The following is a 13866-nucleotide window of genomic DNA, read 5'->3' as shown; positions in this document are numbered from 1 at the left end:
CCGGGCCCCGGATCAGTCACTCCTCGAACGGCTCGGACGCCTCGGGCGCTCCTCGGACGGCTCGGATGCCTCGGGCGCTCCTCGGACGGCTCGGATGCCTCGGGCGCTCCTCGGACGGCTCGGCCGGGGCGGAACCCGTCGCGCCTCAGCCGGGACGCACCCCGGTCGCTGCCGGTCCCACCCGGCTCACTCCCAGTCCCACCCGATCCCCACGATCCCCGTGCGCACCCGGGGCTCGACCAGGTGGACCGAGTGATGCGGGTCGCTCAGGCGCAGTTCCTGGCGGCCGCTGCGCGGAGCGGCCGGTGAGTGCTGGGCGAAACGGTGGCAGCGGGCCGGCAGGGCTCTCGCGTCGAAGCGCACCTGGAGCGCGTACTGCCCGCCGGCCGGCCCGAAGCCGCGGACGTACTCGCGGCAGACCCCGGCGGTGCCGTCCTCGATGCCGTAGCGGAAGAGGAAGGTGTCGCCGGCCCGCAGCCGGGTGTCGAAGAGGAGCTCGGCCACGAGCACGCCGGTGTCCTGGTGCACGCGTACGCGTCCCGCACGGCAGTTCTCCAGCGCGTGCACGCCCATGCGTTCCGGCACGCACCCCTGGTCGCCGTGGTGGACGGCCAGGAAGCGGTCGACGCCGTCCTTGTGGGCGCGCACGATGTGGTGCGACTCGCGTCCCGCCAGCTCACGCCGCGGGCCGATCCGCACCAGCTCGTGGTGGCCCAGGGTGTGCAGCCCGCCGTCGGGGGGCGAGCCCAGCTCGGCCAGCATCCGCTGCAGGACGCCCGACGCCTCCACCAGGGAGCGGTAGGAGCGACCCGCGGGCCGGCGCGTGGAGGTGCCCTCGTCGGGCTCGGCGAGCAGCCGGATCAGGGACTCTTCCGGCAGCTGGAGTATCTCCTCCAGCGCGCGCACGGCCCGCAGGGATTCCGGGCGCTGCGGGCGCCGGGCGCCCTGCTGCCAGTAACTCAGGCTGGTGACACCGACCTTGACTCCGTGGCGCGACAGATGGTGCTGCACCCGCTGCAGCGGCAGTCCGCGGGCGGCGATCGCGGCACGCAGCGCCACGTGGAAGGGGCCGCCCCGCAGGGCCGAGTCCAGTTCCGCGGTGGCGACGGCGGCGACGTCCGCGTGCTGTGTGGCGTGCGGCATGCAGGGGCCTTTCTGTGAATACTCACTACGGCTGGTCGGGCCGGGTTTCGCGCTTGCCCTCGGGGCCACCCCGTCGGCGCCGGGGCGTCTTCACATCCGTACGCCGTCCTTCACGGCCCCGAGTTCCCACGCATTGAAGCGTGTTGACCTAGTCCGGACAACACCTGAAACCCAACAGCGGCGCGCTCCTGGCCGAGACGCGATCAGCGGCCCGGCGCGGGTGCGCCGTGCCGCCGTTCCGCAGTCGCGCCGGGCCCCGTCCACAGGCCCGTCGGCTGTCGGTCCCCGCCAGTAGGGTGTGAGACATGGCCGATCCCTCCAGCTACCGCCCCCGGCCGGGTGAGATCCCGGACTCCCCAGGGGTGTACAGGTTCCGTGACGAGCACCGCCGGGTGATCTACGTCGGAAAGGCAAAAAGCCTGCGCCAGCGCCTGGCGAACTACTTCCAGGACCTGACCAACCTCCACCCCCGCACCCGCACCATGGTCACCACGGCCGCGTCCGTGGAGTGGACGGTGGTGTCCACGGAGGTCGAGGCGCTCCAGCTGGAGTACTCCTGGATCAAGGAGTTCGACCCCCGGTTCAACGTCAAGTACCGAGACGACAAGAGCTATCCGTACCTCGCGGTGACCATGAGCGAGGAGTTCCCGCGCGTGCAGGTGATGCGCGGCCACAAGCGCAAGGGCGTGCGCTACTTCGGGCCGTACGGCCACGCGTGGGCCATCCGCGACACGGTGGACCTCCTCCTGCGCGTCTTCCCGGTGCGCACCTGCTCGGCGGGCGTCTTCAAGAACGCCACCCGCACCGGCCGCCCCTGCCTGCTCGGCTACATCGGCAAGTGCTCGGCTCCCTGCGTCGCCCGGGTCTCGGAGGAGGAGCACCGCGAACTGGCCGACGAGTTCTGCGACTTCATGGCCGGCCGCACGGGGACGTACATCCGCCGCCTGGAGCGGCGGATGGCCGAGGCGGCCGAGGAGATGGAGTACGAGCGGGCGGCCCGGCTGCGCGACGACATCGAGGCCCTGAAGAAGGCCATGGAGAAGAACGCGGTCGTGCTCGCCGACGCGACCGACGCCGACCTGATCGCGGTCGCCGAGGACGAGCTGGAGGCGGCCGTCCAGATCTTCCACGTCCGCGGCGGGCGCGTGCGCGGCCAGCGCGGCTGGGTCACCGACAAGGTCGAGGAGATCACCACCGGCGCCCTCGTCGAGCACGCCCTGCAGCAGCTCTACGGCGAGGAGAAGGGCGATTTTGTCCCCAAGGAGGTCCTCGTCCCCGCCCTGCCCGACCCGCTCGAACCCGTCCAGGAGTGGCTCGCCGAGCGCCGTGGCTCCAACGTCTCCCTGCGCGTCCCGCAGCGCGGCGACAAGAAGGCCCTGATGGAGACGGTGGAGCGCAACGCCCAGCAGGCGCTCGTACTGCACAAGACCAAGCGCGCCTCGGATCTGACCACGCGCTCGCGTGCGCTGGAGGAGATCGCCGAGGCCCTCGACCTGGACAGCGCCCCGCTGAGGATCGAGTGCTACGACATCTCGCACCTCCAGGGCGACGACGTCGTGGCCTCCATGGTCGTCTTCGAGGACGGCCTGCAGCGCAAGAGCGAGTACCGCCGCTTCCAGATCAAGGGCTTCGAGGGCCAGGACGACGTCCGCTCCATGCACGAGGTGATCAACCGCCGCTTCCGGCGCTACCTCGCGGAGAAGGAGAAGACGGGGGAGTGGGCCGACGGTGAGAACACGCTCACCGAGGAGGACGGCCGCCCCAGGAAGTTCGCCTACCCGCCCCAGCTCGTCGTCGTCGACGGCGGCCGGCCCCAGGTCGCGGCCGCGAAGAAGGCCCTCGACGAACTCGGCATCGACGACGTCGCCGTGTGCGGCCTGGCCAAGCGCCTGGAGGAGGTGTGGCTGCCGGACGAGGAGGACCCGGTGGTCCTGCCCCGCACCAGCGAGGGCCTCTACCTGCTCCAGCGCGTGCGGGACGAGGCGCACCGGTTCGCGATCACCTACCAGCGCACCAAGCGGGCCAAGCGCTTCCGCTCCAGTCCGCTGGACGACGTGCCGGGCCTCGGGGACACCCGTAAGCAGGCACTCCTCAAGCACTTCGGTTCGCTGAAGAGACTGCGATCCGCCACCATCGACCAGATCTGCGAGGTGCCCGGCATAGGCCGCAAGACGGCCGAGACGATCGCCGTGGCCCTGGCCCGGACGGCCCCGGCCGCTCCCGCCGTGAACACGGCGACCGGAGAGATCATGGAGGAGGAACCCGGTACCACGGGTTCCGCCGGGGAGCCCCTGACGACGGGCACCCCGGACGAACGACGGGGGCAGGAGACATGAATGTGAACGAGCACGACGGGCAACAGGCCCACGGCGGAGACGGAGCACAGGTGAGTACGGGCGCGACCAGCGAGCCGGCCGGGGCACCCGAACCGGCCATCCCCGAGCTGGTGATCATCTCCGGCATGTCCGGAGCGGGCAGGTCGACGGCCGCCAAGTGCCTGGAGGACCTCGGCTGGTTCGTCGTGGACAACCTGCCGCCGGCCCTGATCCCCACCATGGTGGAGCTCGGCGCCCGCTCTCAGGGCAACGTGGCGCGCATCGCGGTGGTGGTCGACGTCCGCGGCCGCCGCTTCTTCGACAACCTCCGCGAGTCCCTCGCCGACCTGGACCAGCGGGACGTCACACGGCGGATCGTCTTCCTGGAGTCCTCCGACGACGCCCTGGTGCGCCGCTTCGAGTCGGTGCGCCGCCCGCACCCGCTGCAGGGCGACGGCCGCATCGTCGACGGCATCGCCGCCGAGCGCGAGCTGCTGCGCGAGCTGCGCGGCGACGCCGACCTGGTGATCGACACCTCCAGCCTGAACGTGCACGAGCTGCGCGCCAAGATGGACGCCCAGTTCGCCGGCGAGGAGGAGCCCGAGCTGCGGGCCACGGTCATGTCCTTCGGCTTCAAGTACGGCCTCCCGGTCGACGCCGACCTGGTCGCGGACATGCGCTTCCTGCCCAACCCGCACTGGGTCCCCGAGCTGCGCCCCTACACCGGCCTCAACGACGAGGTGTCGGCGTACGTCTTCAACCAGCCCGGTGCCAAGGAGTTCCTCGACCGCTATGCCGAGCTGCTCAGGCTGATCGCGGCGGGCTACCGCCGGGAGGGCAAGCGGTACGTGACCATCGCGATCGGCTGCACGGGCGGCAAGCACCGCTCGGTGGCCATGTCGGAGAAGCTCGCCGCGCGCCTCGCGGCCGAGGGCGTGGAGACGGTGGTCGTGCACCGGGACATGGGACGCGAATGACGGAACCTCCTCTGCGGCCGAGCCGGCTCAGCCGGCTGCGCCGTACGGTGCCCGAGTCGCGCACGGGCCGGCCCGTCGCGGCCCGCGGCGCCCGGCCGCGCCGCCGGGGCGCCCAGCCCAAGGTCGTCGCCCTCGGCGGCGGCATGGGCCTGTCCGCCTCGCTCGCCGCCCTGCGCCGGATCACCGGTGACCTCACCGCCGTCGTCACCGTGGCCGACGACGGCGGCTCCAGCGGGCGCCTGCGCGACGAGCTGGGCGTGCTGCCGCCCGGCGACCTGCGCAAGGCGCTGGCCGCGCTGTGCGGGGACGACGACTGGGGCCAGACCTGGGCCCGCGTCATCCAGCACCGCTTCCAGTCCAAGGGCGACCTGCACGAGCACGCGGTCGGCAACCTCCTGATCGTCGCCCTGTGGGAGCAGCTCGGCGATCACGTCCAGGCGCTCGACCTGGTCGGCAAGCTCCTGGGCGCGCACGGCCGGGTGCTGCCGATGTCCGCCGTACCCCTGGAGCTCCAGGCCCTGGTCAAGGGGCACGATCCGGACCGGCCGGACGAGGTCGACCTGGTGCGCGGCCAGGCGACCGTGGCGCTGACGCCCGGCGAGGTGCAGTCCGTGCACCTCGTGCCGCACGACCCGCCCGCCGTCCCCGAGGCCGTCGAGGCGGTCCTGGACGCCGACTGGGTGGTCCTCGGGCCCGGCTCCTGGTTCTCCTCGGTCATCCCGCACCTGCTCGTGCCCGACCTGCTGGACGCGCTGACGGCGACGAAGGCGCGCCGGGTACTCTCGCTGAACCTCGCCCCGCAGCCCGGAGAAACCGACGGGTTCTCCCCGCAGCGTCATTTGGAGGTTTTGGGACGACACGCCCCTAAACTCGCCCTGGACGTGGTGCTGGCCGACGAGGCCGCCGTTCCCGACCGCGAGGTGCTCACCGAGGCCGCCAAGCGGCTCGGGGCCGCGGTCGAGCTGGCGCCGGTGGCCCGGAGGGACGGAACTCCGCGGCACGATCCGGAGCTGCTGGCTGCCGCGTACGACCGTATTTTTCGGATGCATGGAAGGATCGGCCCATGGCGATGACGGCAGCGGTGAAGGATGAGATCTCCCGGCTTCCCGTCACCCGGACCTGCTGCAGAAAGGCGGAGGTCTCCGCCATTCTGCGGTTCGCCGGCGGCCTCCACCTGGTCAGCGGGCGCATCGTGATCGAGGCGGAGCTGGACACCGCGATGGCGGCGCGGCGCCTGAAGCGGGACATCCTGGAGATCTTCGGCCACAGCTCCGAGCTGATCGTGATGGCGCCGGGCGGGCTGCGCCGCGGCTCGCGCTACGTCGTGCGGGTCGTCGCCGGCGGCGACCAGCTCGCCCGGCAGACCGGCCTCGTGGACGGCCGGGGCCGCCCGATCCGCGGTCTGCCCCCGCAGGTGGTCTCGGGGGCCACCTGCGACGCGGAGGCCGCCTGGCGCGGTGCCTTCCTCGCCCACGGCTCGCTCACCGAACCCGGCCGCTCCTCCTCCCTCGAGGTGACCTGCCCGGGCCCCGAGGCCGCCCTCGCCCTGGTGGGTGCCGCGCGCCGGCTGTCGATCGCCGCGAAGGCCCGCGAGGTGCGCGGCGTGGACCGGGTGGTCGTCCGGGACGGCGACGCGATCGGTGCCCTGCTCACCCGCCTCGGCGCCCACGAGTCGGTGCTGGCCTGGGAGGAGCGCCGGATGCGCCGCGAGGTCCGCGCCACGGCGAACCGGCTCGCCAACTTCGACGACGCCAACCTCCGCCGCTCCGCGCGCGCGGCCGTCGCCGCGGGCGCCCGCGTCCAGCGCGCCCTGGAGATCCTCGGCGAGGAGGTGCCCGAGCACCTCGCGGCCGCCGGCCGGCTGCGCATGGAGCACAAGCAGGCCTCGCTGGAGGAGCTGGGCGCGCTCGCCGACCCGCCGCTGACCAAGGACGCGGTCGCCGGCCGGATCCGCCGCCTGCTGGCCATGGCCGACAAGCGCGCCTGCGACCTCGGCATTCCGGGGACGGAGTCCAGCATCACCGAGGAGATGGCCGACAACCTCGTCGGCTGACGCGGCGTCAGGTCCGGCGACCCGCCGGTGCCGCGGCGCACTTGGACGCCGGGCCGCGGCCCGGCGGAAGGCCGGGCGGGCGGGCCCGGCCGTCCCCGGGGGCCGGGCGGCCGACCGCAACACCCCGGTGCGGAAGGCGCTCAGGGCCCTCGAAGGGTGAACTCCCCGGTCAACGCTGACCGGCTCACCGTGGTCAGAAGGAGTGACGGCGCTTCCGGCCGGGCGGTCCGTACCCCTACTGGCGGGTACGGACCGCCTGCCCGGGTATGCGGCATCTCGATGTCACCACCGGGGTCCCAGGGAGGTAGGGTCGGGGGTGGTCGGGGACATCCCAAACAGAGCTCGCCGGCACCGCATGGCCGGCGTACCAACGAGGAGATCGGTTCGTGACGATCCGCGTAGGCATCAACGGCTTCGGTCGTATCGGTCGCAACTACTTCCGCGCGCTGCTGGAGCAGGGTGCAGACATCGAGATCGTGGCTGTCAACGACCTGGGTGACACCGCGACCACCGCTCATCTGCTGAAGTACGACACCATCCTGGGCCGCCTCAAGCAGGAGGTCTCCCACACCGCCGACACGATCACCGTCGACGGCCACACCATCAAGGTCCTGTCCGAGCGCAACCCCGCCGACATCCCGTGGGGCCAGCTGGGCGTCGACATCGTCATCGAGTCGACCGGCATCTTCACCAAGAAGGAAGACGCCGCCAAGCACATCGCCGGTGGCGCGAAGAAGGTTCTCATCTCGGCCCCGGCCAAGGACGAGGACATCACCATCGTGATGGGCGTCAACCAGGACAAGTACGACCCGGCGAACCACCACGTCATCTCCAACGCCTCCTGCACCACCAACTGCGTGGCGCCGATGGCCAAGGTGCTCGACGAGAACTTCGGCATCGTCAAGGGCCTGATGACGACGGTGCACGCGTACACCAACGACCAGCGCATCCTCGACTTCCCGCACAAGGACCTGCGCCGCGCCCGGGCCGCCGCCGAGAACATCATCCCGACCACCACCGGTGCCGCGAAGGCCACCGCGCTGGTCCTGCCGCAGCTCAAGGGCAAGCTGGACGGCATGGCCATGCGCGTGCCGGTCCCCACCGGCTCGGTCACCGACCTGGTCATCGAGCTCAGCCGCGAGGTCACCAAGGAAGAGGTCAACGCCGCCTTCCAGAAGGCCGCCGAGGGTGAGCTCAAGGGCCTGCTCGAATACACCGAGGACCCGATCGTCTCCTCCGACATCGTCAACGCCCCGGCGTCCTGCACCTTCGACTCCTCCCTGACCATGGTCCAGGAGGGCAAGAACGTGAAGGTCATCGGCTGGTACGACAACGAGTGGGGCTACTCCAACCGCCTCGTCGACCTCACGGTCTTCGTCGGCAACCAGCTCTGATCCGGTCGCCCCAGCAGGCAACTCGATGTGAAGTCAGGGCCCGGGCGGTGCAGGGACGCGCCGCCCGGGCCCTGAGTCACGTACGGATCGGCCCTCGTACGATCGATCACGCGCACCATCAGTCCTCTCGGGAGCCCTCTCACAATGAAGACGATCGACGAACTCCTCGCCGAAGGAGTGTCCGGCAAGCGGGTCTTCGTCCGCGCCGACCTCAACGTGCCGCTGGACGGCACGGCCATCACCGACGACGGCCGCATCCGGGCCGTGCTGCCCACCGTCAAAGCCCTCGTGGCGGCGGACGCCAAGGTCGTCGTCGCCTCCCACCTCGGCCGCCCCAAGGGGGCCCCGGACCCGGCCTTCTCGCTGCTGCCCGCCGCCCAGCGCCTCGGTGAACTCCTCGGCGCGCCCGTGGCGTTCGCCCAGGACACCGTCGGACCCGCCGCCCGCGACGCCGTGGACGGACTCCGGCCCGGCCAGGTCGCGGTCATCGAGAACCTGCGCTTCAACGCCGGCGAGACCTCCAAGGACGACACCGAGCGCGGCGCGTTCGCGGACCAGCTGGCCGCCCTCGCGGACGTGTACGTCGGCGACGGCTTCGGCGCGGTGCACCGCAAGCACGCCTCCGTCTACGACCTGCCGGCCCGGCTGCCGCACTACGCCGGCTACCTCATCGCGAACGAGGTCGCCGTCCTGAGGAAGCTGACCGACGAGGTCCGGCGGCCCTACGTGGTCGCGCTCGGCGGCGCCAAGGTCTCCGACAAGCTCGCCGTCATCGACGAGCTGCTCGGCAAGGCCGACCGCCTCCTCATCGGCGGCGGCATGGCGTACACCTTCCTCAAGGCCAAGGGCCATGAGATCGGCGAGTCGCTCCTGCAGGAGGACCAGATCCCGGCGGTCCGGGAGTACATCGAGCGCGCGGAGAAGACCGGCGTGGAGCTGGTGCTCCCCGTCGACGTGCTGGTCGCCGACGCGTTCCCGGACCTGAAGACGAAGGCGCCCGCGCACCCCGACGCCGTCGCCTCGGACGCCGTCCCCGCCGGTTCCATGGGCCTGGACATCGGTCCGCAGACCCGCAAGCTGTACGCCTCGAAGCTCGCCGACGCCGCCACCGTCTTCTGGAACGGCCCCATGGGCGTCTTCGAGCACCCCGACTACGCCGAGGGCACCAAGGCGGTCGCCCAGGCCCTCATCGACTCCCCGGCCTTCACCGTCGTCGGCGGCGGCGACTCCGCCGCGGCCGTGCGTCTCCTGGGCTTCGACGAGACCGCATTCGGCCACATCTCGACCGGTGGCGGCGCCTCCCTCGAATACCTCGAGGGCAAGACGCTCCCCGGCCTCGCCGCACTGGAGGACTGAACCGCATGAGCACGCGCACGCCGATCATGGCGGGCAACTGGAAGATGAACCTCAACCACCTCGAGGCCATCGCACACGTCCAGAAGCTCGCCTTCGCCCTCGCGGACAAGGACTACGAGGCCGTCGAGGTCGCCGTCCTGCCGCCCTTCACGGACCTGCGCTCCGTGCAGACCCTGGTCGACGGCGACAAGCTGAAGATCAAGTACGGCGCCCAGGACATCTCGGCGCACGACTCCGGGGCCTACACCGGGGAGATCTCCGGCCCGATGCTGGCCAAGCTGAAGTGCACGTATGTGGTGATCGGCCACTCCGAGCGCCGGCAGTACCACGCGGAGACCGACGAGCAGGTGAACGCCAAGGTCAAGGCCGCCTACAAGCACGGCCTGACCCCGATCCTGTGCGTCGGCGAGGAGCTCGAGGTGCGGGAGGCGGGCAACCACGTCACGCACACGCTCGCCCAGGTCGAGGGCGGTCTGAAGGACCTCCCGGCCGAGCAGGCCGAGACCGTCGTGATCGCCTACGAGCCCGTGTGGGCCATCGGCACCGGCAAGGTCTGCGGTTCCGGGGACGCGCAGGAGGTCTGCGCCGCCATCCGCGGCAAGGTCGCCGAGCTGTACGACCAGGACCTGGCCGACAAGGTGCGCATCCAGTACGGCGGCTCCGTGAAGTCGGGCAACGTCGCCGAGATCATGGCCCAGGCCGACATCGACGGGGCCCTGGTCGGCGGTGCCTCGCTGGACGCGGACGAGTTCGTCAAGATCGTGCGCTTCCGCGACCAGTGACACGAGCTGGGAGTATGCGCTAGCGGCGATACGTCGTACCCTTGCGGGGGCACAGCTGTGTGGCTGTGCCCCCGTCGTCCATCCGAATCCGAGAGAGTTGGTCCAGCCGTGGTTTTGGGGTTCTCGATCGCCCTGATCGTCTTCAGCCTGCTGCTGATGCTGCTGGTGCTGATGCACAAGGGGAAGGGCGGCGGTCTCTCCGACATGTTCGGTGGCGGCATGCAGTCGTCCGTCGGCGGCTCCTCGGTCGCCGAGCGGAACCTCGACCGCATCACCGTGGTGATCGGTCTGCTGTGGTTCGTGTGCATTGTCGTACTCGGCATCCTCATGAAGACGAACAGCTGAGCGGCAATACACACACCGCACCCGTATTCCGCACGTAAGGCCCCATGTTCGGTACGCGCAGCTGAGCGCGGCCTATCATGGGGCTTGCGTCTGGGTACGGAGGTTGTAACTCCAAGCACTGGACGCGCGTTGGGCCTTACGTAGACTGAGGCGCTCGCAACGAAGCGAAACGCCGACTCGCTTCGCGGCACCATCACGCAGGGAGTTACGACCGTGGCAAGTGGCAACGCGATCCGAGGAAGCCGGGTCGGGGCGGGGCCGATGGGCGAGGCCGAGCGCGGCGAGTCCGCGCCGCGTCTGCGCATCTCCTTCTGGTGCTCGAACGGGCACGAGACGCAGCCCAGCTTCGCCAGCGACGCGCAGGTTCCCGACACCTGGGACTGCCCGCGCTGCGGCTTCCCGGCCGGACAGGACCGGGACAATCCGCCGGACCCGCCGCGCACCGAGCCCTACAAGACGCACCTCGCGTACGTCCGGGAGCGGCGCAGTGACGCGGACGGCGAGGCGATCCTCGCCGAGGCGCTCGCCAAACTGCGGGGCGAGATCTAGGACTTGAGAGCCGGCCGGGCACCGAGGGGTGCCTGGCCGGAGCCTTTTCGTACCCGGCCGGGGGACGGGCGGGCCCGGCCCGCCCGCTCGCCGTCGCGCCCTCGCCCCGTCCGTCCCCGGGCCGCCCTGCCCGTCCGCCCACGAGCTGACACCCGCACGCACACGGCACGTACCTGTTGCCGTACCGGCCTGTTGTCGTGCCGGACGACGCCGCCATGACGGTTCACGTCCCGCGCTGATCAATTAGGTTGGAAGCCGCTGGGACAGGGACGAAAGAAGGCTGAAGTCGGACATGAACGCAGACGGACGTACCAGGCTCAACCAGACGCCCGAGTGGGCCGCGCTGGCCAAGCACCGTGAGGAACTCGCCGGCACTTCTCTGCGGGAGTTCTTCGCCGCCGACCCCGGCCGCGGCTCCCGCTACGCGCTGCAGGTGGGCGACCTGTACGTCGACCACTCCAAGCACCTGGTCACCGACGAGACCCTGCGGCTGCTGCGCGAGCTGGCCGCGGCCTGCGACGTCTTCGGCCTCAGGGACGCCATGTTCCGGGGCGAGAAGATCAACACGACCGAGGACCGCGCCGTGCTGCACACCGCGCTGCGGGCGCCCCGGGACGCGGTGATCGAGGTCGACGGCGAGAACGTGGTGCCGCGGGTCCACGCCGTGCTGGACAGGATGGCCGGCTTCGCGGACCGGGTCCGCTCCGGCGCCTGGACCGGTCACACCGGCAAGCGCATCAGGAACGTCGTCAACATCGGCATCGGCGGCTCCGACCTCGGACCCGCGATGGCGTACGAGGTGCTGCGCGGCTACACCGACCGCGGACTGACGGTGCGCTTCGTGTCGAACGTCGACGGCGCCGACCTGTACGAGGCCACCCGGGACCTGGACGCGGCGGAGACGCTGTTCGTCATCGCCTCCAAGACCTTCACCACGATCGAGACGATCACCAACGCCACCTCGGCCCGGGAGTGGCTGCTCGGCGAGCTCGAGGCCGGCCCGGAGGCCGTCGCCCGGCACTTCGTGGCGCTGTCGACCAACGCGGAGAAGGTCGCCGGGTTCGGTATCGACCCGGACAACATGTTCGAGTTCTGGGACTGGGTCGGCGGACGCTACTCCTACGACTCGGCGATCGGCCTGTCGCTGATGATCGCCATCGGCCCGGACCGCTTCCGCGAGATGCTCGACGGCTTCCGCATCGTCGACGAGCATTTCAGGACCGCGCCCGCCGAGTCCAACGTGCCGCTGCTGCTGGGGCTGCTGGGCATCTGGTACGGCAACTTCCACGGCGCCCAGTCGCACGCCGTGCTGCCCTACAGCCACTACCTGTCGAAGTTCACCGCGTACCTGCAGCAGCTCGACATGGAGTCCAACGGCAAGTACGTGGGGCGCGACGGGCGGGAGGTCGACTGGCAGACCGGGCCCGTGGTGTGGGGTACGCCGGGCACCAACGGTCAGCACGCCTACTACCAACTCATCCACCAGGGAACGAAGTTGATCCCGGCGGACTTCATCGGGTTCGCCGAGCCGGCCGCCGCGCTGAGCGGCGCGCTGAAGGCGCAGCACGACCTGCTGATGGCCAACTTCTTCGCACAGACGCAGGCGCTGGCTTTCGGCAAGACACCGGAGGAGGTGCGGGCCGAGGGAGTGGCGGAGGACCTGGTGGCGCACAAGACCTTCAAGGGCGACCACCCGACGACGACGATCCTCGCGCGCGAGCTGACCCCGTCCGTGCTCGGCCAGCTGATCGCCCTCTACGAGCACAAGGTGTTCGTGCAGGGCGCCGTCTGGAACATCGACTCCTTCGACCAGTGGGGCGTCGAGCTCGGCAAGGTGCTGGCCAAGCGGGTGGAGCCCGCGCTGACCGAGGGGGCGCGGGTGCCGGGACTGGACCCGTCCAGCACGGCCCTGGTCGCCAAGTACCGTCAGCTGCGCGGCCGTTCATGACGAAGCGGGTGGGGCGGTCGGGCGGCGGGTGAGCGTCCCCTTCCCCTAGACTCTCCCGGGCGATCACGGACACGACCGCTCGGGGGAGCAGGACATGAGCAGCGGGCAAGGGGGCTGGGTCGGCGAGAGGCTGACCGCCCGGAGCTTTCTGAAGCCTCACCACGTGGCGCGGGCGGTGTTCCACCCCGCCTGGATCCCCGAGGCGGTCGACCCGTCCGTGGAGCGGCTCAAACGCCTGCGGGTCATCGGCGGGGCGGTCGCGGCGCTCGGCGTCTACACCTTCGTCCAGGGCGGGTTCGCCTTCGACGAGATGCTGGACAACGCGGCCACCGCCTCCGTCGTCGTGTTCTTCGTCACCCCGCTGACGGTCGGGGTGATGCTCTACGTCTGGCGGCGCGGCGGCACCGTGCGGCAGCTGAAGGTGCCGCTCGTCAACGCGCTCAAGCTGCTGCTGCTCTTCATCGGCTCGGTCCTGGCGACGGTGCTGCTCTTCCGGCTGGGCGACGCCTTCGGCGTCCCGGCGAAACTCGTGCTGAGCCTCGCCGGGCTCTGGCTGGGGATCTTCGTGATCGAGGGCGCGGTCAAGCTCACCGGGAACTTCTTCGGCACCGCGGCCGTGCACCGCGGGCTGCCGCCGCTGCTCGCCACGGTGACGACCTCGCTGATGGCCGTCATGGACCTCCTCACCGGGGATCTGCACGGCCTGAGCCTGACCATGGGGATCGTGTTCATCCTGGGCGCGCCCGTGACGGTCGCGGCGATCGCCCTGCTGGAGCTGCGCAGGCTCAGGCAGCGGTACGGCATCCGGCTCGCGGACCACCCGGCCGTGCTGCCGAGGACCGCGCCGCCGCCCCCGCCGTACGCCCCGCCGGGTCCCGGCGGGTTCGTCCCGCCCGGGGGCCGTCCCCACGGCAGCCCGTACGGATCTCCGTACGGCAATCCGTACGGCGCACCGCCGCCGTACGGACCCGGTGACCCGTACGCCGGTTGACCCTGCGGCCGCT

12 protein-coding genes are annotated in these 13866 nt (G+C 71.0%); 11 read left to right on the top strand and 1 reads right to left on the bottom strand.

The annotated features are described in order from the left end of the window. Positions 1-186 precede the first annotated feature (186 nt). Positions 187-1143 carry a hypothetical protein gene (locus ACJ9NR_RS10250; RefSeq protein ID WP_412487203.1) on the bottom strand — a complete coding sequence of 319 codons (957 nt, stop codon included), beginning with the start codon at positions 1141-1143 and terminating at the stop codon, positions 187-189. A gap of 305 nt (positions 1144-1448) precedes the next feature. Here ACJ9NR_RS10250 and uvrC point away from each other — a divergent pair, with 305 nt between their 5' ends. The 11 genes from uvrC (at position 1449) to ACJ9NR_RS10195 (ending at position 13853) form a co-directional block, all read left to right on the top strand. Further along, positions 1449-3479, top strand: a complete 2031-nt coding sequence (uvrC, locus tag ACJ9NR_RS10245) for an excinuclease ABC subunit UvrC (RefSeq protein ID WP_412487202.1) — start codon at positions 1449-1451, stop codon at positions 3477-3479. Then, positions 3476-4435, top strand: a complete 960-nt coding sequence (gene rapZ, locus ACJ9NR_RS10240; RefSeq protein WP_412487201.1) for an RNase adapter RapZ — start codon at positions 3476-3478, stop codon at positions 4433-4435. Before uvrC ends, rapZ begins: the two co-directional genes overlap by 4 nt. Continuing rightward, entirely contained in the window at positions 4432-5508 is a 1077-nt protein-coding gene (locus ACJ9NR_RS10235) for a gluconeogenesis factor YvcK family protein (RefSeq protein ID WP_412487200.1), read from the top strand. Before rapZ ends, ACJ9NR_RS10235 begins: the two co-directional genes overlap by 4 nt. Then, positions 5499-6488 (top strand): DNA-binding protein WhiA, encoded by a 990-nt coding sequence (whiA, locus tag ACJ9NR_RS10230; protein ID WP_412487199.1) that lies wholly within the window; start codon positions 5499-5501, stop codon positions 6486-6488. Before ACJ9NR_RS10235 ends, whiA begins: the two co-directional genes overlap by 10 nt. A 386-nt stretch (positions 6489-6874) precedes the next feature. Further along, entirely contained in the window at positions 6875-7882 is a 1008-nt protein-coding gene (gene gap / locus ACJ9NR_RS10225; RefSeq protein WP_412487198.1) for a type I glyceraldehyde-3-phosphate dehydrogenase, read from the top strand. Between the two features lie 144 nt (positions 7883-8026). Next, positions 8027-9238 (top strand): phosphoglycerate kinase, encoded by a 1212-nt coding sequence (locus ACJ9NR_RS10220; protein WP_412487197.1) that lies wholly within the window; start codon positions 8027-8029, stop codon positions 9236-9238. A gap of 5 nt (positions 9239-9243) precedes the next feature. Next, complete coding sequence (tpiA, locus tag ACJ9NR_RS10215) at positions 9244-10020, top strand: triose-phosphate isomerase (protein WP_412487196.1); 777 nt, start codon at positions 9244-9246, stop codon at positions 10018-10020. Positions 10021-10134: 114 nt separating this feature from the next. Then, on the top strand, positions 10135-10365 hold the full coding sequence (gene secG, locus ACJ9NR_RS10210) for a preprotein translocase subunit SecG (RefSeq protein WP_399347239.1): 231 nt from the start codon (positions 10135-10137) through the stop codon (positions 10363-10365). A 213-nt stretch (positions 10366-10578) separates the two neighbouring features. Beyond that, the gene (locus ACJ9NR_RS10205) at positions 10579-10914 is read left to right on the top strand and encodes an RNA polymerase-binding protein RbpA (protein ID WP_003957010.1); all 336 of its coding nucleotides are present in this window, start codon (positions 10579-10581) and stop codon (positions 10912-10914) included. 292 nt (positions 10915-11206) lie between these two features. Continuing rightward, a complete protein-coding gene (gene pgi / locus ACJ9NR_RS10200) occupies positions 11207-12862 on the top strand; it encodes a glucose-6-phosphate isomerase (RefSeq protein ID WP_412487195.1) in 1656 nt (551 codons plus the stop codon). A 94-nt stretch (positions 12863-12956) separates the two neighbouring features. Continuing rightward, positions 12957-13853: a hypothetical protein gene (locus ACJ9NR_RS10195; RefSeq protein ID WP_412487194.1), complete on the top strand. Its 897-nt coding sequence runs from the start codon at positions 12957-12959 to the stop codon at positions 13851-13853. Positions 13854-13866 lie beyond the last annotated feature (13 nt).

It is taken from the genome of Streptomyces sediminimaris, assembly GCF_047049295.1.
GTDB classification, from domain to species: domain Bacteria; phylum Actinomycetota; class Actinomycetes; order Streptomycetales; family Streptomycetaceae; genus Streptomyces; species Streptomyces sediminimaris.
Note: the sequence above shows the minus strand (reverse complement) of the source record. Positions and strands in the feature narration are given on the sequence as shown.

Coding starts and splice junctions, on each gene's coding strand:
- ACJ9NR_RS10250 (WP_412487203.1), bottom strand. CDS start 1,143: ATGCCGCACGCCACACAGCACGCGGACGTCGCCGCCGTCGCCACCGCG.
- uvrC (WP_412487202.1), top strand. CDS start 1,449: ATGGCCGATCCCTCCAGCTACCGCCCCCGGCCGGGTGAGATCCCGGAC.
- rapZ (WP_412487201.1), top strand. CDS start 3,476: ATGAATGTGAACGAGCACGACGGGCAACAGGCCCACGGCGGAGACGGA.
- ACJ9NR_RS10235 (WP_412487200.1), top strand. CDS start 4,432: ATGACGGAACCTCCTCTGCGGCCGAGCCGGCTCAGCCGGCTGCGCCGT.
- whiA (WP_412487199.1), top strand. CDS start 5,499: ATGGCGATGACGGCAGCGGTGAAGGATGAGATCTCCCGGCTTCCCGTC.
- ACJ9NR_RS10220 (WP_412487197.1), top strand. CDS start 8,027: ATGAAGACGATCGACGAACTCCTCGCCGAAGGAGTGTCCGGCAAGCGG.
- tpiA (WP_412487196.1), top strand. CDS start 9,244: ATGAGCACGCGCACGCCGATCATGGCGGGCAACTGGAAGATGAACCTC.
- pgi (WP_412487195.1), top strand. CDS start 11,207: ATGAACGCAGACGGACGTACCAGGCTCAACCAGACGCCCGAGTGGGCC.
- ACJ9NR_RS10195 (WP_412487194.1), top strand. CDS start 12,957: ATGAGCAGCGGGCAAGGGGGCTGGGTCGGCGAGAGGCTGACCGCCCGG.